Genomic DNA, 20,051 nt, shown 5'->3' on the forward strand with positions numbered 1-20,051 from the left:
GAGCCTAGGACGTGCGCGGTCGGCGCAGGGCGCGTGACAGGTCGTGCGCGGCCTGGAGCAGCAGGCCGCCGAGCTCGCGGCGGCGGTCCGCGGCGAAGCGCTGCTCGATGCCGGTCAGGCTCAGCGCCCAGGCGGGCCGCTCCCGGTCGTCGAAGACCGCCGCCCCCATGCCCCAGCTGCCCGGGACGATCAGGCCGGGGTTGACCGCGTAGCCGTCGGCGCGGGTCGTCGCGACCCGCGCTTGCACCCGGTCGGCCGCGTGCTCCGGGCCGTACTGTGCGGCGAGGTGGGCGCGCGCGAGGTACTCCTCGATCTCCGGGTCGGGGAGGAAGGCCAGCACGACCATCCCGGCCGAGGCGACGCCGAGGGGGAACCGGGTGCCCTCGGAGAGGACGTGGGAGCGGATCGGGAAGCTGCCGTCCTCGCGCACCAGGCAGATCGTCTCGTCCCCGCGGCGGGCGGAGAAGAACGCGCTCTCGCCGGTGGCGAGGGCCAGGCGGCGTACGACGGGCTGGGCCACCGCGGTGACGTCGTAGCGGGAGGCGGCGGCGGCGCCGAGGAGGTACAGCTCGGGCCCCAGCAGCCAGCGGCCGGTCGTCTCGTCCCGCTCGAGGAGCCCTTCGGTCAGCAGAGACGTCAGGAGCCGGTGCGCCGTGGGGCGGGCGAGGTCGCTGGCGCGGGCCAGGACGGAGGTCGTCGCGCCGGCAGGCTCGTGGGCCGACACCGCCCGCAGCAGCGCGCCGGCCCGACCCAGGACGTCGACGGGAGCGCTCACTGGATGAACGGTAGCCGAGCCGTAGGTCCACTCTGCGATTGATCTGCGTCTGGTGGGTGGGCGTGCGTTGACGGCGACGCCCGCGGTGCGTTGGATCGGCGCATGGACAAAGTGGTGGCATCCGCGGCCGAGGCCGTCGCCGACATCCCGTCCGGGTCGACCCTCTCGGTGGGCGGGTTCGGCCTGTGCGGCATTCCCTCGACCCTCATCGACGCCCTCCTGGCCGCAGGGGTGAGCGACCTGGAGGCGGTCTCGAACAACTGCGGCGTGGACGACTGGGGCCTGGGCAGGCTGCTGGCCGCGAAGCGGATCCGGCGGATGATCTCCTCCTACGTCGGGGAGAACAAGGAGTTCGCGCGGCAGTACCTCTCCGGGGAGCTCGAGGTCGAGCTGACCCCACAGGGCACGCTCGCGGAGCGGATGCGCGCCGGTGGGTCAGGCATCCCGGCGTTCTTCACCGCGACCGGCTCGGGCACGCAGGTGGCCGACGGCGGGCTGCCGTGGCGCTACGACGACGCGGGCAACGTCGTGGTGGCGTCGCCGCCGAAGCAGACCCAGTCCTTCGAGACCGCCGAGGGGCCGCGGGAGTTCGTGCTGGAGCACGCCATCGTCGCGGACTTCGGGCTCGTGCGGGCGTGGAAGGGCGACCGGCACGGCAACCTCGTCTACCGCGACTCCGCGCGCAACTTCAACCCGCTGGCGGCGATGTGCGGGCGGCTGACCATCGCGGAGGTCGAGGAGCTCGTCGAGCCGGGGGAGATCGACCCCAACCACGTGCACACGCCCGGTGTGTTCGTGCAGCGCGTCGTGGCGCTGACCCCCGAGCAGGCCGCAGACAAGCGGATCGAGAAGCGCACGGTCAGGAGCAGGGCATGAGCTGGACCCGCGAGCAGATGGCCGCCCGCGCGGCCTCGGAGCTGACCGACGGCTCCTACGTCAACCTCGGCATCGGCCTGCCGACGCTGGTGCCCAACTACGTCGACGACGACGTCGAGCTGGTGCTGCAGTCCGAGAACGGCATCCTGGGCGTCGGCGCCTACCCCGTCGAGGGCGAGGAGGACCCGGACCTGATCAACGCCGGCAAGGAGACCGTCACCCTGCGCCGCGGCGCGAGCTTCTTCGACTCCGCCACGTCGTTCGGGATGATCCGCGGCGGCAAGATCGACGCCGCGATCCTCGGCGCCATGCAGGTCTCGGCCCGTGGCGACATCGCCAACTGGATGATCCCCGGCAAGATGGTCAAGGGCATGGGCGGCGCGATGGACCTGGTCCACGGCGCCAAGCGGGTGATCGTGCTCATGGAGCACGTCGCGCGCGACGACTCCTACAAGATCGTGGAGGAGTGCTCGCTGCCCTACACGGGTCGTGGCGTGGTCCAGCGGATCATCACCGACCTGTGCGTCCTCGACGTGACGCCGGAGGGCCTGCGGCTCGTGGAGCTCGCGCCCGGGGTCACCGAGGACGAGGTGCGCGAGAAGACCGAGCCCGCCCTGATCTGACCCCCGGTCTCTGCGGCTGGGCGCGCGCGGTCGCGACCCCGCGCGCCAGCCAGGTCGCCAGCTCGGCGTCCGCGCCGAGCGCGGCCGCGTCGACGCGCAGCCACGTGCGCGAGGACTGGGAGCCCATCACCATGGGACCGACGTGCTCCTGCAGGAGGAGGTCGTCGGACTCCGAGCCGTCGGTGCGGACCAGGAGCCCGCCGTCGTGGCTCACGCAGACCGCCATGTGGCCGCCGAGCATGAAGGCCAGGCCGCCGAACATCGGCTTCTCGTCGGCCGCCCCGTGCTCCTGCACCAGCTCGCGGACCCGGCCGGCCAGCTCCTCGTCGTAGGCCATGGGCACAGTCTGGCGCTTCGCGTCGACGCCACGCCAGGATGAGCCCATGAAGGTCGCGGTCGCGGGAGCCACCGGTGTCGTCGGACGCCACGTCGTCGCGGTCGCTCGCTCGCGGGGGCACGAGGTCCTGGAGCTCGCCCGCTCGCTCGGTGTCGACCTCACCACCGGCGGCGGGCTGGCCGAGCGGCTCGACGGGGTCGCCGCGGTGGTCGACACCACCAGCGTCGCGACCCAGCGGCGGGCGGCCTCCGAGTCGTTCTTCGGCAGTGTCACCCGCACCCTCCTGACGGCGGAGAAGCGGGCCCGAGTGGGCCACCACGTGGTGCTCTCGATCGTCGGCATCGACGACGTGGGGCTGGGCTACTACCAGGGCAAGCAGTTCCAGGAGTACGTCGTCACCGAGGGCGCGGTGCCGTGGAGCATCCTGCGGGCGACCCAGTTCCACGAGTTCGCCGAGCAGTCCCTGGGCTTCATGCGCCTCGGCCCGGTGTCGCTGGTCCCTCGGATGCCGAGCCAGCCGGTGGCGGCGAGCGAGGTAGCCGAGGCGCTGGTGGACCTGGTCGACGCCGGTCCGTCCGGCCGGGTACCGGACCTCGGGGGCCCCGAGCGGCTGGACCTGGTCGACCTGGCGCGGCGCGTCTCGCGGGCGCGGGGGATGGGGCGCCTCGTGGTGCCGCTGCGGGTGCCCGGGGGCGCCGGCAGGGCCATTCGCTCGGGTGCGCTGTTCCCCGCGGAAGGCGGTCCGCGGGGACGACAGACGTTCGAGGAGTGGCTCTCCGCGACCTGAGCGGAAACGCGTGGACACTCGCGGCGAAGGCCGTTGTCGGTGATGATGGCGCGATGCTCCTTCCAGGACGTGTCCCGTGACCGCCGCCGCCGACGCCGCGGCGACCGACTCGGCCGGCCGCCCCCCGAAGTGGCGAGTGGTCGGGCCCGGCCTGGTGGTCGCGGCCACCGGCGTCGGCGCCGCCGACCTGGTGGCCACGCTCGTGGCCGGCGCCAAGTTCGGCTACACGCTGCTGTGGGTGGCGGTGCTCGGCGCGGTCATCAAGGTCGTGCTCGTCGAGGGCGCCGGGCGCTACTCGCTCGCCACCGGGCGCACCATCTTCGAGGGCTGGCGCAGCCTCGGGCGCTGGACGACCTGGTACTTCGCGCCGTACATCGTCGTGTGGGGGCTCGTGTACGGCGCGACCGCGATGTCGTCGTCCGCGCTGCCGCTGGTCGCCCTGTTCCCCGACCTGTCGCTGCGCTGGACCGCGATCGTGATCGGGCTGGTCGGGCTGGTGCTCGTGTGGTTCGGCACCTACGCGGCGTTCGAGAAGGTCATGGCGGTCCTGGTCGGGATCATGTTCGTGACCGTCGTGGGCGCGGCGGTGCTCACGACCCCCAACCTCGGCGAGATCGTGCTCGGCCTGCGCCCGATCTTCCCCGACGACTCGATCATCAACGTGCTGGCCATCGCCGGCGGCGTCGGGGGCACGATCACGCTGGCGGCGTACGGCTACTGGCTGCGGGAGAAGGGCTGGGCCACGCCCGCCTTCATGCGGGTCATGCGGCTCGACAACGGCGTCGCGTACGCCGTGACGGGGATCTTCGTCGTCGCGATGCTGGTCGTGGGTGCCGAGCTCTACTACTCCGCGGGGATCGCCGCCGAGACCGGCGACCAGGCGCTGGTGCAGCTCTCCGACGTGCTCGACGACCGCTACGGCGAGGTCTTCGGCAAGGTCTTCCTGGTCGGCTTCTTCGCGTCGTCGTTCTCGTCGCTGATCGGGGTGTGGAGCGGGGTGAGCCTGATGTTCGCCGACTACGTCGGCAACCTGCGCGACCTGCCGTCGGGTCACCCGGACACCCGGACCGGTGGGCGCTACTTCCGCGCGTACATGCTGTGGCTGACCTTCCCGCCGATGCTGCTCCTGCTGCTCGACGAGCCGGTCGGGCTGATCCTGGCCTACGGCACCCTGGGGGCGCTGTTCATGCCGTTCCTCGCGATCACCCTGCTGGTGCTGCTCAACAAGCGACGTGCCGGCGCGCTGCCGCACTCCGCGGTGCCCGACGAGTGGCGCAACGGCTGGCTCTCCAACGGCTTCATGTCGTTGTGCGCCGTGCTGTTCCTCGCGCTCGCGGTCAACGAGCTGCGCAACGTGCTGGAGGAGAACCTGCCGTTCTGGTAGGCCTGGGTCATGAGCGCTGCGACGTACAAGGACCTGTGCATCGATGCCGTCGACGTGCCCCGCATGGCGGCGTTCTGGGCGCGGGTGCTCGGCCGTGACCTGCGCTCCAGCGACGACGAGCTGGCGACCCTGACCGGGCCGACGGAGCGGCACACCGTGTGGGTCAACCCGGTGCCGGAGCCGGTCACGGCCAAGCAGCGGGTGCACCTCGACGTGCACGCCGCGTCGGTGGGCGACGTCCTGGCCGCCGGTGCGACCCCGCTGGACCTGGAGTCGTTCGCCTGGCGGGTCCTGCGGGACCCGGAGGGCGGTGAGCTGTGCGTCTTCGAGCGGGAGACGGTGCCGGACGAGCTGCTGTACGAGGTCGTCGTCGACAGCGCCGACCCGGAGCGGATCGCGACCTGGTGGGCCGACGTGCTGGGCTCGACGGTGGAGACCGGCGGGCAGCCGGGGGACCGCTGGGTGGCCGTGCCGGTGCCCGGGGCGCCGTTCGAGGCCCTGGTCTTCGGCCAGGTGCCCGAGCCGAAGACCGTCAAGAACCGCATCCACTGGGACGTCGACACCCCCGACGTCCGGCTGCTGACGGGGGACGGCGCGCGGGTGCTGCGCGAGCCGGACGGCGACATCTCGTGGACGGTGCTCGCCGACCCCGAGGGCAACGAGTTCTGCGCGTTCGTGGACTGAGGAGGGCGACCTGGTGAAGCCGGAGCTGGACGAGCTGCTGGTCCCCGACGCGGCCGCGTGGCGCGCCTGGCTCCTGGCGCACCACGACGACGCCCCCGGGGTGTGGCTGGTACTGAACAAGAAGGGGGACTCCGTCACCGAGCTCACCTACGCCGCCGCCGTCGAGGAGGCGGTCTGCTTCGGCTGGATCGACGGCCAGGCCCGACGCCGCGAGGGCGGCGGCACCTTCATCCGGATGACCCCGCGCGGTCGGCGCAGTAACTGGTCGGTCAGCAACGTCGAGCGCGTGGAGCGGCTCGACGCCGAGGGGCGCATGCACGAGGCCGGATGGGCGGCCGTCGACGTCGCCAAGGCCAACGGCCGCTGGGACGCCGCCCTCGCCGCGCGCGAGGGCCGGGGTCGTTGAGGTCGCCGGGTCTCGAGGCTCTCGCGCCGGACGACCCGATCTACGCGGCGGCCTGCGCCGCCCGGGCGCCGTGGAGCACGGCCGGCAGGAGCGAGTCGGCGATGACGGCGTAGCCCGCGCTGGAAGGGTGGAACCGGTCGCTGGAGAACAGCGACCGGTCGGTGGCGAAGGCTCGCGACGCGCGCTGGTCCTCGTCGGCCACCAGCCCTCGCTCGATGCGCACCACCGCGGCCTGTCGGGACCGCAGCTCCTCGCCGGCGGCCCGGACGGCGTCGCGGAGGAACGCGGGCACGTGGGGGACCGCGCTCAGGTCCGGAGCCGGCGCCACGACGACCTGGGCGTCGGCGGCGCGCAGGCGTCGTACGGCGCCGGCCAGCGCCTCGACGGCGCGGCCCAGCGGCTCGAGGTGGGTGAGGTCGTTGGCACCGATCACCACGACCGCCAGGTCCGGGCCCCAACGCAGGCAGGACTCCACCTGGGGGCCGAGCCCGGTGCTGCGCGCGCCGGGCACGGCGAAGACCCGGAAGGGCGCGTCGAACCCGTGTCGCGCGAGTCCCTCGACCAGCCGAGGCGCCAGGCGGTCCTGCTCGCGGGAGGCGCCCTGGCCCCAGGCGATCGAGTCCCCGAGGACGGCGAGCTTGAGGGTCATGGGTCCCATTGTCGAGCGCAGGGACAAGTCGGCCCGGGGCATGGACCACGTCAGTCCATGCCGAGCCCCGCGGCCGGGGCGACGCGCGCCGCGCGCCGTGCGGGCAGCACGCAGGCGAGCAGCCCGGCCGCGCCGGCGACCAGGACGACCAGCGCGAGCTGGCCCCAAGGGAGCACGAACGGCGCCTCGTCGACCGCCGAGCTGACCAGCGCCTCGACGGCGACCCACGCGAAGACCACCCCGATCGCCGTGCCGAGCACCGTGGCGACGACCGAGAGCAGGACGGCTTCGGCGGCCAGCATCCGGCGCAGCTGAACCCGGGTCAGGCCCAGGGCCCGCAGCAGGGCGTTCTCGCGGCCGCGCTCGAGCACCGAGAGGCCGAGCGTGTTGCCGATCCCGATCAGCGCGATGAGCACCGCGATGCCAAGCAGGGCGACGACGGCGGCAGTGAGGATGTCGAGCTGCAGGTCCATGTAGGCGCGGCTGGCCAGGCCGTTGCCCACCTCGGCGTCGAGGGGGGCAGCCAGAGCCGTCAGGTCGCCGGCGAGGTCCTCGGCGTCCGCCTTGTCGGCGGCACGCACCCAGATCGCACGGGTGGCGGCGGAGTCGGTGAGCGCCTCGAGGGTGGAGGCGGCCACCACCGCCGAGCCGCCCCAGCCCTCGCCGGCGATGACGCGGAGCGTCCGGGTCCGGTCCCCGACGCTCACCGCCACCCGCGCCTGCTCGGGCGCGACGTCGTCGGGCAGCAGGATCTCGTCCGGGCCGGGGGAGAGCAGATCCGCGTGCGCCACGCGCTCCACGCCGGCGGGGGGCGCGAGCACCGTCAGCTCGCCGACTCCGCGCGAGACCCGCGCCGTCGTGCCGTCAACGGCGAGGGCCGTGGCCACCCCATCGGTGCCCATGACCTGCCCGACCAGGCCGGCAGGCAGCGCCTCAGCGGTGGCCGTGAGGGTCAGGTCGAGCGGGTGCTGGGCGGCCATCTCCTCGTCGACCGCGCTGCGCGAGGTCGCGAGGCCGGTCAGCACGGCGGTCGTGAGCGTCACGCCGATGAGGAGCGACGCCGTGGTGGCCGCCGTCCGGCGGGGGTTGCGTACGGCGTTGCCCGTGGCGAGGCGCCCGGCCGCGCCCAGGGTGCGGCCCACCGGCCGGCCGGCCAGCCGGATCAGCGCCGGCACCAGCACCGGGGCGAGCAGCAGCACGCCGGTGAAGGAGGTCGCCCCGCCGGCGACCATGGCGCCCGCGGACGAGCCGGTCACCGCCAGGCTCAGCAGCCCGGCGCCCGCCAGCACGAGGCCGCCGCCGGCCGCGAGCCGGACCCGGCCCGCGGCGCTGCGGGCATCGACCGCCTGCTCGGGGCGTAGCGCGGCCAGCGGGCTGAGCGCGACCACGCGCCGGGTCGGCAGCCACGACGCCACGAGCGTCACGGCCACCCCCACGACGAAGGCACCCACCAGCCACCTCCAGGACAGGGACACCTCGCCGAGGGCGGCGTTCGGCTCCAGCGAGCGCGCCAGCGCGACCAGGCCGTGCCCGATCGTCGCGCCGGCGGCGATCCCGGCGAGCGAGGCGGTGACGCCGAGCAGCAGCGCCTCCACCCGCACCGAGCCGACCACCTGGCGCCGGGTGGCGCCGACGCAGCGCAGCAGCGCGAAGTCCCGGCTGCGCTGCGCGAAGAGGATGGTGAACGTGTTGGCGATGACGAGGACCGAGACGAACAGTGCGATCGCGGCGAAGATCAGCAGGAGGTAGGCGAGGACGTCGACGCCCGAGTTGAGCTCGGTGGAGCGCTCGTCCACGAAGTCCCCCACCGGCTGCACGGTCGCGTCTCCCAGCCCGCTCGGGTCCGGGGTGCCGGCGTAGGCGACGCTGTCGACGTTAAGGCTGCGTGCCCACGGCTCGAGGTCGGCCCAGGTGAGGTAGAGCGACGCCCGGACACTCGCCGACGGGCTGTCGACGAGGCCCACCACGGTGACCTCCGTCGCCAGCGGGCCCGAGCCGACCCGCAGGCGGTCGCCCACGGCGACTTCGTGTGACTTGGCGGCGTTGGCGTCGGCGACGGCCTGCCCCCGCCCGGTCGGCAACCGGCCGGTCACGACCTCCTGCCAGCGCAGCGAGTCGTCGTCGGCGACGGCGCCGACGTCCACCTGGCCGCCGAGCAGACGGCTGCCCTCGGCGACGGGCAGGATCGTCCAGCCCAGCACGGCGGCCCGGTCGCCGCCGGCGCGCGCCCGCGTGAGCAGCGACGCCGCCTCCTCGCCGCTGAGGTCGGAGACGACGGCGTCGGCGCCCTCGTAGGGCAGCTCGATCCCGGCGACGAGCCCGCTGCGGGTTGCTGAGGCGAGGGCGTCGGTGACGACGACGAACGCCACCCCGGTCAGCACGGCCAGCACCGCGGCGACGTAGCGGCGGGTGTGGGTGCGCAGGGATGCGATCAGCACGCTCCTCATCGGGCGACCGCCCCGGGACGCAGCACGGACACGAGCTCGTCGGCGCTCGGGTCCACCAGATGCGCGCGGATGGCGCCGTCGGCGATCACGACGACGTCATCGGCGTACGCCGCGGCGTCCAGCTCGTGGGTCACCATCACGACGGTCTGACCCAGCTCGCGCACCGAGCGGCGCAGGAAGCCCAGGACCTCGGCGGAGGCCTCGCTGTCGAGGTTGCCGGTCGGCTCGTCGGCGAAGACCAGGTCGGGCCGGGCCACCAGCGCCCGTGCGATCGCCACGCGCTGCTGCTGGCCGCCCGACAGCGCGTCAGGACGGTGATGGAGCCGGTCGGAGAGGCCCAGCGTGCGCGCGAGCAGGTCGTAGCGGGCGCGCGCATCGGCGTCGACGTGGCGCCCGGAGAGCTCCAGGGGGAGCAGGATGTTCTGTCCGGCGGTGAGCATGGGCAGCAGGTTGAACGACTGGAACACGAAGCCGAGGTGCTCGCGCCGGAAGAGGGTGAGTGCGGTGTCGTCGAGCGACTCCAGCGCGGTGCCGGCCACGGTGACGGTGCCGGAGGTGGGCACGTCGAGGCCCGCCAGGCAGTGCATGAGGGTCGACTTCCCCGAGCCGGAGGGCCCCATGATCGCGGTGAAGCGCCCAGCGGGCAGGTCCAGGTCGACGCCGCGCAGCGCGTGCACGGCGGCGGCGTCGCGGCCGTAGGTGCGGGTGAGGCCGCGGGCGGTGGCCGCGACCGGTGCAGAGGTGTGGGTCATGGCGAGGAGTCTTCGCCGATCGGGGCAGGGTCTCGTCCGGCGACGGGATGGAGCCGCGCTACGACGGTGGGTGGAGACCGGTCGCCGGCCTACGTCCCCGGGATGACCAGCGCGGCGTCGTAGGCGAGCACGACCAGCTGGACCCGGTCGCGGCGGCCGGTCTTGGCCAGCAGCCGGCTCACGTGGGTCTTGACGGTGGCCTCGGCGACGACGAGCTCGCCGGCGATCTCGGTGTTGGACAGGCCGCGTCCGACCAGCACCAGCACCTCCCGCTCACGCTCGGTCAGAGCGTCCAGTGCGGCCGGGCCCGGCGCCGCCGCGGCACCCGGGTCGGGCAGCGATCCGGCGAAGTGCTCGAGCAGCCGACGGGTCGTGCTCGGGGCGACCACCGCATCGCCGGCGTGGACCGAGCGGATGGCGTTGAGCAGGTCCGGCGGAGTGGCGTCCTTGAGCAGGAAGGCGGACGCACCGGCCTTGATCGCGGCGAAGGCGTACTCGTCCAGGTCGAACGTCGTCAGCACGATCACCCGCGGGGCGCCCGGCGCACCCGCGATCCGGCGGGTGGCCTCGACGCCGTCCATCCGCGGCATCCGCACGTCCATGAGCACCACGTCGGCCGCCGTGACCGCGAGCCGCTCAACGGCCTCGCCCCCGTCGCCGGCTTCGCCGACGACCTGCAGGTCGGGCTGGCTCTCGACGAGCATCCGGAAGCCCGCGCGCACCATCTGCTGGTCGTCGACGAGGAACACCCGGATCGGCGAGTCGGTCACAGGGGGAGCCTCGCAGCCACCCGGAAGCCGCCGCCCGGCCGGGGGCCGGCCGTGAACGTGCCGCCGTGCACGGTCACGCGCTCCCGCATGCCGACCAGCCCGTTGCCGCGGTGGTCGTCGGCGGTCCCCGCGCCGCGGCCGTCGTCCTCGACCTCGACGACCAGCTCGGGTCCGGCGGTGACGCTCACCCGGACGTGCGGTGAGGGGCCGGCGTGCCTGCGGACGTTGCTGAGCGACTCCTGCACGACCCGGTAGGCCGTGAGGGCGACGCCCTCGGGGACTCGGGTCGTCTCCTCGGGCAGGGCCGCCTCGACCTCGGCGCCGCCGGCTCGCGCGTCCTCGACGAGGCAGGCCAGCTCGGCCAGCCCGGGCTGCGGACGCCAGCCCGTCTCCTCGCCGGCGCGCAGCAGGCCGAGCAGCCGCCGCATCTCGGTCAGCGACTCCCGGCCGGTGGTGGCGATGGTCTCCAGCGCCCGGGTCGCGACCCCGGGGTCGCGGGCCGCGGCGTACCGGGCGCCGTCGGCCTGCACGACGATCACCGACAGCCCGTGGGCGACGACGTCGTGCATCTCGCGAGCGATCCGGGACCGCTCGGCGGAGGCGGCGAGCTCCGCGCGTTGGTCGGCCTCGCGCGCGATCCGCTCACCGCGCTCGACCAGCGCCTCGACGTACGCGTGCCGGATGCGCCCGAGCGTGCCGAGCGCCCAGGCCGTCGCCACGACGGCGGACAGCGCCACCGTGTAGGTGACGACGCTGGGGGCGGTCAGCGGCGCGTCGATGCCCCTCAGCCAGTCGATCGTGGCCACGACGGAGGCGCACACCCCGACGCCCAGCGCGGCAGCGGCCGGCAGCGGGGAGGAGAAGCGCGCGACCGAGTACGTCGCGATGGGGAACGCGACCTGGCTCCAGAGCGGGAGGTCGATGAGCAGGGCCTGGGCGGCGCTGGCCAGCGCCACGACGGAGAACACGGCGACCGCGTGATGGCGGCGCCAGTAGAGCGGCACCAGCTGCCCCAGGGCGAGGACCGCGGAGAGGCTCCCGTCGTCGCCGTAGAACGGGTAGACCGTCACCGGCAGGAGCAGCCCGGTGGCCAGCAGCACGTCGAAGAGGCGCTGCCCGCGTGCGTCGAGGCGCCACGGGCGCGGTTGGTGCGGTTCCACGTCCGCCACCGTAGACGGACGTCGAGGGCGGCGCGTCAGCCCGCGGGATGACCCCGCGGCGCCCGCCTCGTCCCCGAGTAGGGTGCGAGCCATGACCAAGTGGGAGTACCTGACCGCGCCGATCCTCACGCATGCGGCCAAGCAGATCCTGGACAACTTCGGGGCCGACGGATGGGAGCTGGTGCAGGTCGCGCCGGGCATGAACCCGGAGAACCTCGTCGGCTACTTCAAGCGCCCCCTGGAGGGCTGAGCCGTGGCCACCCCCGAGGAGCGGCTCTCGGAGCTCGGGCTCGTCGTGCCCGAAGTCGCGAAGCCCGTGGCGGCCTACGTGCCCGCCGTACGCAGCGGCCAGCACGTCTACACCTCCGGCCAGCTGCCGATGCGCTACGGGGAGCTGATGCTCACAGGCAAGGTCGGCGGGGAGGTGTCGGCCGAGGAGGCCTACGGCTGCGCGCGGCAGTGCGCGCTCAACGCGCTCGCGGCGATCAAGGCCGAGATCGGCGAGCTCGCCGCGGTGAAGCGGATCGTCAAGGTCGTCGTGTTCGTCGCGTCGACGCGCGACTTCACCGGTCAGCCGGGCGTCGCCAACGGGGTCTCGGAGCTGCTCGGCGAGGTCTTCGGGGACGCCGGTGTCCACGCCCGCTCGGCCGTGGGCGTCTCCGTCCTGCCCCTCGACTCCCCGGTCGAGGTCGAGCTGCTCGTCGAGGTCTGACACCCGTGCGGATCCCGCTGCCGCCGGTGCCCCTGCCGGGCCACCTGGTCGACGCCGCCCGTGAGTTCGACAGCGGCGCCCGTCAGCCCGTCGAGCCGCGCAACGCCGCGACGGTGGTGCTGATGCGCCCGTCGGCGGACGGGCCGGCGGTCTACCTGCTGCGCCGCCAGGTCTCCATGGAGTTCGCCGGCGGCATGTGCGTCTTCCCGGGGGGCGGTGTGGACCCGAGGGACTTCGACGCGACCGTCGCCTGGGCGGGGCCGTCGGCGGCCGAGTGGGCCGCCCGGCTGGGCACCGACGAGGAGACGGCGCGAGCCCTGGTGTGCGCCGCCGTACGGGAGACGTTCGAGGAGTCCGGCGTCCTGCTGGCCGGTACGTCGGAGAGCAACGTCGTCGCCGACACCACCGGCGATGAGTGGGAGGCCGACCGCCACGCCTTGGAGTCGCGCGAGCTGGCGATGACCGACTTCCTGACCCGCCGCGGGCTGGTGCTGCGCACCGACCTGCTCGGGGCGTGGGACGCCTGGCTCACGCCCGTCTTCGAGCCGAAGCGCTATCGCACCTGGTTCTTCGTGGCGTCGCTGCCGGAGGGACAGCTGACCCGCGACGTGTCGACGGAGTCGTCGTCGGTGCACTGGGTGCCGGCACGCACCGCGGCCGACGAGGCCGACCGCGGAGAGCTGGCGATGCTGCCGCCGACGTACCTCACCTGTCTCGAGATCGGCGGTCTCGACGGACCGGACGCGGTGCTCGCCGAGGCGCGGGGGCGCAGCACCCTCGAGGTGTTCATGCCGACGGTCGAGCCGCTCGGGGACGGGTTCACGCTGTCCATGCCGGACCGGATGCGACCGCTGGTGGCGGAGCGCCGGCGATGAGCGCCGCCTGGTCCGGTGGTGCCTTCGGCGAGCGCGGCCGGTGCCTGCTGGCGCCCAACCCCGGGATGATGACCCTCGACGGCACCAACACGTGGGTGCTGCGCGAGCCCGGCGGCCGGCGCTCGGTCGTGGTCGACCCGGGCCCGTCGGTCCCCGAGCACCTCGACGCGATCGCCGAGGCCGCCGGCGAGGTGGGCGTCGTGCTGCTGACCCATCACCACCACGACCACTCCGAAGCCGCGAAGGAGTTCGCGGAGCGGATGGGCTGCGGCGTACGCGCGCTGGACCCGGAGTACCGCCTGGGCTCCGAGGGCCTCGGCGACGGCGACGTGGTCGTGGTCGACGGTCTTGAGATCCGCGTGGTCGAGACGCCGGGGCACACGGCCGACTCGCTGTCGTTCCTGGTGCCGGCGGAGGGCGCCGTGCTCACCGGCGACACCGTGCTCGGGCGAGGCACGACGGTCGTCGCCCACCCCGACGGTCAGCTCGGGGCCTACCTCGACTCGCTCGACCGGCTGCACGCGCTCGCCGCCGCCCACGAGGTCGCCTCGATCTGGCCCGGCCACGGGCCGGTGATCGCCGACGCACTCGGGGCCTTGGACTTCTACGTCGCGCACCGCAAGGAGCGTCTCGCGCAGGTGGAGTCGGCGTTCGAGCAGCTGCGCGAGGCCCCGCACCCGGAGGGCATCGCCGAGGACGAGGTGCCGCGGCGCGTCGTCGAGATCGTCTACCAGGACGTCGACCCGGTGCTCTGGGGCGCTGCCGAGCTGTCCGTGCGGGCCCAGCTGGCCTACCTGGCCGAGCGGCGCTGACGCAGCAGCACGACGGTAGCGAGCACGACCAGGCCCAGGATCGCCCCGCCGCCGACGAGGACCCACCGGGTGGTGGTCCAGGGCCAGTCGGGCGCGGGGCGCTCGAGCGTCGGGCGCTCGAGCGTGACCAGGTCCGTGGCCAGGCTGAGGGCTGGAACGCCGGCCTCCACCGTGCCGACCACGTCGTACGACGCGTCGTCGCCGACTCCGAGCAGGACCAGGTCGGTGCCGCTCGTCGGGTCGTCGGCCAGGTCGCCGCCGTCCCCGGCCCGGGCGAGGAGGTGCGTCTCGTCGACCCATCGCAGCGGCGCGAGGTCGCCCCCGGCTACCTCCGAGGGCACCGACCCCCGGGCCGGGCTCCTTCCGTGGCGGAACCAGACATAGCCCTCGGCGTCGACCCGGACCCGTAGGTCCAGCACGTCGTCGCCGCGCAGCTCGGCGTGCTGGGTGAAGGTCGCCCCCACCCGCAGCGGCACCCGGGACGGCTCGACGGCACCCGGCGCCAGGTCGAGCAGGTGGCTGTCGCCGACCACGACCACGCGGCCGTCGTCGCCGATCGCCCAGGAGAGGAGCGCGTTGCCACGCGGCACCTGGACCGCTTGCGACCGCGTGGACCCGGGCGCGACCCGGCCGCCCGCCTCGGTGCTGCCGCCCAGGGAGGCCGGGGTCCAGGAGGCCAGCCGGGCTCCTCGCCACACCAGCCACTCGCCCGAGGGGGACCAGCCGATCCAGGTGACCAGCACGCCCTCGCCGCCGCCGAGCGGCACCTCGCGCAGGTCTCCGGTCTCGAGGTCCAGGATCCGGATGCCGCTCGGGACCCGCCGGCTGGCGGCCTCCGGTCCGAGCGTCGCCCAGGCGTAGGCGAGCCTCCGGCCGTCCGGGGAGAGGGCGAGGCCGAGGTCGGCGGCCGCTGTGCTCATGAAGGCGTCGTTCCCCACGAAGCCGGGCAGGTCGAGCAGGTGGTAGTCGCCGTCGTCGGCGCCGATGAGGACGGGCAGCCCCTCGTCCATGACGTAGGCCGCGGCCGCCCGGCCGACGGCGACGTCGGTCTCCACCAGGTCGCTCGTCCACGACTCGTCCTCGCCCCCGCGCTCCGCCAGCCGGGCGGGCACCGCGTAGATCCGGTCGGGCACGGCGGCGACCGCCTCACCCGAGGCCACGGGGGTGGCGTCTCGCTGCGGCAGCCAGGAGACGAGTCCGGCGACCAGGGCAACGGCCGCTGCGCCGGCGGCCAGGACCAGCATCCGGTCGCGCATCCGCGCGCGCGCCGCGCGCGACCAGGTCTCGCGCGGCACCTCGGCGACGGGCGCGTCGTCGCCGATCCGCGCCAGCTCCTCGCGCAGCCGGTCGATGCTCATGACGCCTCCCCGATCAGCTCGGCCAGCTCCGGCGCCAGCGACCGCAGCCGCGCGAGCGCCTGGCGGGTGATCGACTTGACCGTGCCGCTGCCGATCCCGAGGACCCGCCCGGTCTGCACCTCGGTGAGGTCCTCGAAGTAGCGCAGCACCAGCACGGTGCGCTGGCGGGTCGTGAGCCGGGCGAGCGCCTGCTCGAGGCTGAGCCGCAGGTCCTGGTCGCGCGCCGGGGCCGGGGCGTCGTACCCGCCCAGGGCGGTCTCCTTGAGCCGGCGCTGGCGCCACCAGGAGACGTTCTGGGTGTAGAGGATGCGCCGGACGTAGGGCTCCGGGTCACCCTCGATCCGGTGCCACGCCTTGGCGGCCTTGAAGAGCGCTGTCTGCACGAGGTCCTCCGCGAGATGGGCGTCCCCGGTGAGGAGGTACGCCGTACGCGACAGGGCAGGGGTGCGCGCGACGACGAACGAGTCGAAGTCGTGCTCTCTGCTCACCTCTGCCCCCTTCCACCCCTGACGACGCGTCGTGGGCCGGGCTCGGGGGTCGGTGGGGCCCGAGTTTTTTCGCAGTGGCGCCGATCGAGTCGTCCCAGCGACACCACGGGCGTCACGAAAGTGGCGCCTTCCGTACGAAGTTTCGTGCGGGAGCCGTGAGTTTCACCGGGCACCCGGTGAAACTCGCCGCCTCAGCGAGCGCGCCGGGCGAGCCGCTCGACGTCCATGATGACGACCGAGCGGGGCTCGAGGCGCAGCCAACCACGAGCGGCGAAGTCGGCGAGCGCCTTGTTGACGGTCTCGCGGGAGGCGCCGACCAGCTGGGCGAGCTCCTCCTGGGTGAGGTCGTGGTGGACGTGCACGCCGTCGTCGGCGGTGCGCCCGAAGCGGTCGGCGAGGTCGAGCAGCGCCTTCGCGACCCGGCCGGGGACGTCGGAGAAGACCAGGTCGGCGACGACGTCGTTGGCCTTGCGCAGGCGGCCGGCGAGCTGGGTGAGCAGGCCGCGGGCGACGACCGGGCGGCCCTCGAGCCAGCGCAGGAGGTCCTCGTGGGACAGCGAGGCGAACGTCGCGTCGGTGACGGCCGTGACCGTGGCCGAGCGCGGGCCGGGGTCGAAGAGCGAGAGCTCGCCGAACATCTGGCCCGGACCCAGGATCGCGAGCAGGTTCTCCCGGCCGTCGGAGGAGGAGCGTCCGAGCTTCACCTTGCCGTCGAGCACGATGTAGAGCTTGTCGCCGGAGTCTCCCTCATGGAAGAGCACGTCGCCGCGGCGCAGCCGCGCCTCGGACATGGAGGCCCGCAGCGCCGTCGCGGCCTCATCGTCGAGCGCGCTGAACAGCGGGGCTTGACGGAGTACGTCGTTGTCCACGGATCCTCCTGTTGTCGTGTCAGGCGTGATCCTATCCGTGGGCGATCTCACAGAGAAACCGAACCCGTCGCCCGTCCGCTGGTCATCGTCATTTCTGGGCTCGTCCGAGGCGCGCCGTAGGCTGTGCGCGTGCCAGCGCCCGAGACCCACACCGGCCTGGTCCGGCGCGCTCGTCGCATCAACCGCGTGCTGGCCGAGACCTACCCCGACGCCCGCTGCGAGCTGGACTTCGACAACGCCTTCGAGCTCCTGGTCGTGACCGTCCTAAGCGCGCAGACCACCGACCGCCGGGTCAACGCCGTCCGGCCGACTCTCTTCGCCGCCTACCCCGATCCGGTCACGATGGCCGCGGCGCCGCGCGAGCACCTCGAGCAGATCCTCGGCCCGCTCGGCTTCTTCCGCGCCAAGACCGAGTCGCTGCTCAAGCTGAGCGCGGTCCTCGTCGAGCGCTACGACGGGCAGGTGCCGGGGCGGCTCGAGGACCTGGTCACGCTCCCGGGTGTGGGCCGCAAGACCGCCAACGTGGTGCTCGGCAACGCCTTCGGCGTCCCCGGGATCACCGTGGACACCCACTTCGGGCGCCTGGTCCGCCGCTTCGACTGGACCGAGGAGACCGACCCGGTCAAGGTCGAGCACGCGATCGGCGCGCTGTTCCCCAAGTCCGACTGGACGATGCTCAGCCACCACCTGATCTGGCACGGCCGCCGCGTCTGCCACGCCAAGAAGCCGGCGTGCGGCGCCTGCCCCGTGGCCCGCCTGTGCCCGTCGTACGGCGAAGGGCCAACCGACCCGGTGGCCGCGGCGCTGCTGGTGAAGACCCAGGGGCCCGCATGAAGCGGCTCGCGGTCGCGCTGACCCTGGCGTTGGCCCTCACCGGCTGCACCAAGGAGGGCGCCGAGAAGGAGCTGTCGCGCGACGTCCTGCCCGACGTGACCTTGGGCGAGCTCCAGGGCGACGGTCAGGTGGACGTGGCCTCGCTGCGCGGCCCGCTCGTGGTGCCGCTGTTCGCCAACTACTGCGGACCCTGCCGCAAGGAGCTGCCGCTGTTCGAGCGCCTCTCCCAGGAGCACGGCGACGAGGTCCGGGTGCTCGGTCTCAACTGGTCGGACCCCCAGACGGACAAGGCGGTCGAGCTGGTCGAGGACACCGGTGTGACCTTCGACGTGCTCGCCGACCCCCAGGGCGAGACCGGTGAGCCGCCCAACCCGCGCATCGGGTACCTGCCGACCCTGTGGATGGTCGACGCCGACGGCAAGGTGACCTACCGCGAGGCCGAGCAGATCGAGAGCTACGACGAGCTGCTCGACCTCGTCGAGGAGCACCTGGACGTGGACCTGTGAGCACCGAGCTTCCCGACTGGCTGCGGCCGGTCGCCGAGGGTGCGCGCACGATCACGGTCCACGAGCTGACCCGGTTCATGCCGCCGGAGGACTCCGAGCCCCGCCGCGGCGCGGTCCTGATGCTGTTCGGTGAGGGCCCGGCGGGGCCCGACCTGCTGCTGACCGAGCGGGCCCACCACATGCGCTCGCACCCCGGCCAGGTGTCGTTCCCGGGCGGAACGATCGACCCGGGGGAGACGCCCCGCGAGGCCGCGCTGCGCGAGGCCCAGGAGGAGACCGGCCTCGACCCCGCCGGCGTTCACATCTTCGCCGAGCTCCCCGAGCTGTGGCTGCCCCCCAGCAATTTCGCCGTCACCCCCCTGCTGGCGTGGTGGCGCGAGCCCAGCCCCGTGTCGGTGGTCTCCCCCGACGAGGTCCACGCGATCTACCGCGTGCCCCTGCGCGAGCTGGTCCAGCCGGACCACCGGATCGCGGTGCGCCACCCCAGCGGCTTCGTGGGCCCCGCCTTCCTCATCGGCGACGACAAGGACGTCATCCTGTGGGGGTTCACGGCCGGGATCATCTCCCGGCTCTTCGAGTTCCTGGGCTGGAACGTCCCGACCGAGGACAAGCCGCCGGAGCACGAGCTCCCGTCCTACATGCTGTGGGAGCCCGAGACCAACGGCCCCCGCGTCCAGCCCAACACCCGCTTCCAGGACCGCACGTGAACGCGCTCGACTGGCTGCTGGTGCTGCTGATCCTGGCCTACGCGCTCTCGGGCTACTGGCAGGGCTTCGTCACCGGCGCGTTCGCGACCACGGGGCTGCTGCTGGGCGGCCTGCTCGGGATCTGGCTGGCGCCGGTCCTGCTCGGCGACGTCGACCCGGCGCTGATGGTGTCCCTGGGGGCGCTGTTCATCGTCATCCTGTGCGCGTCGCTGGGACAGGCATCCTTCCAGTACGCCGGCGCGAAGGTGCGCGACCGGATCACCTGGCAGCCGATCCGTGCGCTCGACGCCGTGGGCGGCGCCGCGCTGAGCGCGCTCGCCGTGCTCCTGGTGGCCTGGGCGCTGGGCGTGGCCGTCTCCGGGTCGCGCATCGGCTCGGTCACGCCGCTGGTGCGCAGCTCCTCGGTGCTCTCGGCGGTCGACCGGGCGCTGCCGCACGCGGCATCGGGGGTGCTGCAGTCCTTCAACGACGTGGTCGGCACCAGCTTCTTCCCCGACTACCTCGAGCCGTTCGCCCCGGAGCGCATCGTCGAGGTGGGCCCGGGCCCGAGGCGACTGCTCAACGATCCGGACGTGCTCGCCGCGGAGGACAGCGTGCTCAAGGTGCTCGGCACCAACAGCTGCGGTCGCGGCGTCGAGGGCAGCGGCTTCGTCTACGCCCCCGACAGGCTGATGACCAACGCCCACGTCGTGGCCGGCGTCGAGGACCCCGAGATCGTCGTCGGCGACTCCTCGGTCGACGCCGACGTCGTGGAGTACAACGCCGACCTCGACATCGCGGTCCTCGCGTTCGAGTCCGACCAGATCCCGGTGCTGCGCTTCGCGCAGTCCAAGCCCGGTGACGGCGTCGCGATCCTGGGCTACCCGCAGGACGGGCCGTACGACGTCCAGCCCGGCCGCATCCGCGACGACCAGAAGCTGCGCTCACCCAACATCTACGGCGACGGCACGGTCATCCGCGAGGTCTTCTCGTTGCGCGGCCTGGTGCGCCCGGGCAACTCCGGCGGACCGATCGTCACCTCGAAGGGCGATGTGGCAGGCGTGGTGTTCGCCGCCTCCGTGACCGACAAGGACACCGGCTACGCCCTCACCGCCGCCCAGGTCGCCGAGAGCGCCGCGGTCGGTCGGACCAACACCGAGACCGAGTCGACCGGCGACTGCGCCGGCTGACAGCACGGGACACTGCCGAGACGACGCTGACCCGTCAGAAAGTTTCTGACGGGTCAGCGGTGGGGTCGTGC

General features: G+C 73.5%; 24 protein-coding genes. 14 read left to right on the plus strand and 10 right to left on the minus strand.

What is annotated here, in order from left to right:
- Positions 1 to 4: 4 nt before the first annotated feature.
- The gene (locus LQ940_RS01550; RefSeq protein ID WP_231240931.1) at positions 5 to 775 is read right to left on the minus strand and encodes an IclR family transcriptional regulator; all 771 of its coding nucleotides are present in this window, start codon (positions 773 to 775) and stop codon (positions 5 to 7) included.
- Between the two features lie 102 nt (positions 776 to 877).
- On the opposite strand from LQ940_RS01550, the gene LQ940_RS01555 reads away from it, so the two are divergent.
- Together LQ940_RS01555 and LQ940_RS01560 are read left to right on the plus strand one after the other, a co-directional pair.
- The gene (locus LQ940_RS01555; protein WP_231240930.1) at positions 878 to 1,651 is read left to right on the plus strand and encodes a CoA transferase subunit A; all 774 of its coding nucleotides are present in this window, start codon (positions 878 to 880) and stop codon (positions 1,649 to 1,651) included.
- Positions 1,648 to 2,274: a CoA transferase subunit B gene (locus tag LQ940_RS01560; protein WP_231240929.1), complete on the plus strand. Its 627-nt coding sequence runs from the start codon at positions 1,648 to 1,650 to the stop codon at positions 2,272 to 2,274. The genes LQ940_RS01555 and LQ940_RS01560 overlap by 4 nt, the downstream gene beginning before the upstream one ends.
- Here the strand turns inward: LQ940_RS01560 and LQ940_RS01565 are convergent.
- Positions 2,228 to 2,611, minus strand: a complete 384-nt coding sequence (locus tag LQ940_RS01565; RefSeq protein ID WP_231240928.1) for a TfoX/Sxy family protein — start codon at positions 2,609 to 2,611, stop codon at positions 2,228 to 2,230. The two genes, LQ940_RS01560 and LQ940_RS01565, sit on opposite strands and share 47 nt — an antisense overlap.
- A gap of 46 nt (positions 2,612 to 2,657) precedes the next feature.
- Here LQ940_RS01565 and LQ940_RS01570 point away from each other — a divergent pair, with 46 nt between their 5' ends.
- The 4 genes from LQ940_RS01570 to LQ940_RS01585 all read left to right on the plus strand — a co-directional run bounded on the left by LQ940_RS01570 (position 2,658) and on the right by LQ940_RS01585 (position 5,872).
- The gene (locus LQ940_RS01570; RefSeq protein ID WP_231240927.1) at positions 2,658 to 3,398 is read left to right on the plus strand and encodes an SDR family oxidoreductase; all 741 of its coding nucleotides are present in this window, start codon (positions 2,658 to 2,660) and stop codon (positions 3,396 to 3,398) included.
- 76 nt (positions 3,399 to 3,474) lie between these two features.
- Positions 3,475 to 4,782, plus strand: a complete 1,308-nt coding sequence (locus LQ940_RS01575) for an Nramp family divalent metal transporter (protein ID WP_231240926.1) — start codon at positions 3,475 to 3,477, stop codon at positions 4,780 to 4,782.
- A 9-nt stretch (positions 4,783 to 4,791) separates the two neighbouring features.
- Positions 4,792 to 5,466, plus strand: coding sequence for a VOC family protein (locus LQ940_RS01580; RefSeq protein WP_231240925.1), 675 nt, complete (start codon positions 4,792 to 4,794; stop codon positions 5,464 to 5,466).
- 13 nt (positions 5,467 to 5,479) lie between these two features.
- Entirely contained in the window at positions 5,480 to 5,872 is a 393-nt protein-coding gene (locus LQ940_RS01585) for a YdeI/OmpD-associated family protein (RefSeq protein WP_231240924.1), read from the plus strand.
- Positions 5,873 to 5,912: 40 nt separating this feature from the next.
- Here LQ940_RS01585 and LQ940_RS01590 read toward each other — a convergent pair whose 3' ends face one another.
- The 5 genes from LQ940_RS01590 to LQ940_RS01610 form a co-directional block, all read right to left on the minus strand.
- Positions 5,913 to 6,521 carry an SGNH/GDSL hydrolase family protein gene (locus LQ940_RS01590; protein WP_231240923.1) on the minus strand — a complete coding sequence of 203 codons (609 nt, stop codon included), beginning with the start codon at positions 6,519 to 6,521 and terminating at the stop codon, positions 5,913 to 5,915.
- A gap of 50 nt (positions 6,522 to 6,571) precedes the next feature.
- Positions 6,572 to 8,959 (minus strand): ABC transporter permease, encoded by a 2,388-nt coding sequence (locus tag LQ940_RS01595; protein WP_231240922.1) that lies wholly within the window; start codon positions 8,957 to 8,959, stop codon positions 6,572 to 6,574.
- 5 nt (positions 8,960 to 8,964) lie between these two features.
- Entirely contained in the window at positions 8,965 to 9,720 is a 756-nt protein-coding gene (locus LQ940_RS01600) for an ABC transporter ATP-binding protein (protein ID WP_231240921.1), read from the minus strand.
- 89 nt (positions 9,721 to 9,809) lie between these two features.
- Complete coding sequence (locus tag LQ940_RS01605) at positions 9,810 to 10,490, minus strand: response regulator (protein WP_231240920.1); 681 nt, start codon at positions 10,488 to 10,490, stop codon at positions 9,810 to 9,812.
- Positions 10,487 to 11,650, minus strand: coding sequence for a sensor histidine kinase (locus LQ940_RS01610; protein ID WP_231240919.1), 1,164 nt, complete (start codon positions 11,648 to 11,650; stop codon positions 10,487 to 10,489). The genes LQ940_RS01605 and LQ940_RS01610 overlap by 4 nt, the downstream gene beginning before the upstream one ends.
- Positions 11,651 to 11,741: 91 nt before the next feature.
- Here LQ940_RS01610 and LQ940_RS01615 point away from each other — a divergent pair, with 91 nt between their 5' ends.
- From LQ940_RS01615 to LQ940_RS01630, 4 genes are read left to right on the plus strand one after another with little or no spacing between them, the layout of a single operon-like run.
- Positions 11,742 to 11,900 (plus strand): DUF4177 domain-containing protein, encoded by a 159-nt coding sequence (locus tag LQ940_RS01615; protein ID WP_167736105.1) that lies wholly within the window; start codon positions 11,742 to 11,744, stop codon positions 11,898 to 11,900.
- A 3-nt stretch (positions 11,901 to 11,903) separates the two neighbouring features.
- Positions 11,904 to 12,362 (plus strand): RidA family protein, encoded by a 459-nt coding sequence (locus LQ940_RS01620; RefSeq protein ID WP_231240918.1) that lies wholly within the window; start codon positions 11,904 to 11,906, stop codon positions 12,360 to 12,362.
- A gap of 5 nt (positions 12,363 to 12,367) precedes the next feature.
- Positions 12,368 to 13,237 carry an NUDIX hydrolase gene (locus tag LQ940_RS01625; protein ID WP_231240917.1) on the plus strand — a complete coding sequence of 290 codons (870 nt, stop codon included), beginning with the start codon at positions 12,368 to 12,370 and terminating at the stop codon, positions 13,235 to 13,237.
- Complete coding sequence (locus LQ940_RS01630; protein WP_231240916.1) at positions 13,234 to 14,049, plus strand: MBL fold metallo-hydrolase; 816 nt, start codon at positions 13,234 to 13,236, stop codon at positions 14,047 to 14,049. Before LQ940_RS01625 ends, LQ940_RS01630 begins: the two co-directional genes overlap by 4 nt.
- Here the strand turns inward: LQ940_RS01630 and LQ940_RS01635 are convergent.
- The 3 genes from LQ940_RS01635 to LQ940_RS01645 all read right to left on the minus strand — a co-directional run bounded on the left by LQ940_RS01635 (position 14,028) and on the right by LQ940_RS01645 (position 16,764).
- Positions 14,028 to 15,407 carry a hypothetical protein gene (locus tag LQ940_RS01635; RefSeq protein ID WP_231240915.1) on the minus strand — a complete coding sequence of 460 codons (1,380 nt, stop codon included), beginning with the start codon at positions 15,405 to 15,407 and terminating at the stop codon, positions 14,028 to 14,030. The two genes, LQ940_RS01630 and LQ940_RS01635, sit on opposite strands and share 22 nt — an antisense overlap.
- Positions 15,404 to 15,895: a SigE family RNA polymerase sigma factor gene (locus LQ940_RS01640; RefSeq protein WP_231240914.1), complete on the minus strand. Its 492-nt coding sequence runs from the start codon at positions 15,893 to 15,895 to the stop codon at positions 15,404 to 15,406. The genes LQ940_RS01635 and LQ940_RS01640 overlap by 4 nt, the downstream gene beginning before the upstream one ends.
- Before the next feature lie 191 nt (positions 15,896 to 16,086).
- Complete coding sequence (locus LQ940_RS01645) at positions 16,087 to 16,764, minus strand: Crp/Fnr family transcriptional regulator (protein ID WP_231240913.1); 678 nt, start codon at positions 16,762 to 16,764, stop codon at positions 16,087 to 16,089.
- A gap of 129 nt (positions 16,765 to 16,893) precedes the next feature.
- On the opposite strand from LQ940_RS01645, the gene nth reads away from it, so the two are divergent.
- From nth to LQ940_RS01665, 4 genes are read left to right on the plus strand one after another with little or no spacing between them, the layout of a single operon-like run.
- Complete coding sequence (gene nth / locus LQ940_RS01650; RefSeq protein WP_231240912.1) at positions 16,894 to 17,598, plus strand: endonuclease III; 705 nt, start codon at positions 16,894 to 16,896, stop codon at positions 17,596 to 17,598.
- Positions 17,595 to 18,104, plus strand: a complete 510-nt coding sequence (locus LQ940_RS01655) for a TlpA family protein disulfide reductase (protein ID WP_231240911.1) — start codon at positions 17,595 to 17,597, stop codon at positions 18,102 to 18,104. The genes nth and LQ940_RS01655 overlap by 4 nt, the downstream gene beginning before the upstream one ends.
- The gene (locus LQ940_RS01660; RefSeq protein WP_231240910.1) at positions 18,101 to 18,811 is read left to right on the plus strand and encodes an NUDIX hydrolase; all 711 of its coding nucleotides are present in this window, start codon (positions 18,101 to 18,103) and stop codon (positions 18,809 to 18,811) included. The genes LQ940_RS01655 and LQ940_RS01660 overlap by 4 nt, the downstream gene beginning before the upstream one ends.
- Positions 18,808 to 19,980, plus strand: coding sequence for a MarP family serine protease (locus tag LQ940_RS01665; RefSeq protein WP_231240909.1), 1,173 nt, complete (start codon positions 18,808 to 18,810; stop codon positions 19,978 to 19,980). The genes LQ940_RS01660 and LQ940_RS01665 overlap by 4 nt, the downstream gene beginning before the upstream one ends.
- The last annotated feature ends 71 nt before the right edge of the window (positions 19,981 to 20,051 follow it).

The organism is Nocardioides sp. cx-173, assembly GCF_021117365.1.
Lineage (GTDB): Bacteria > Actinomycetota > Actinomycetes > Propionibacteriales > Nocardioidaceae > Nocardioides.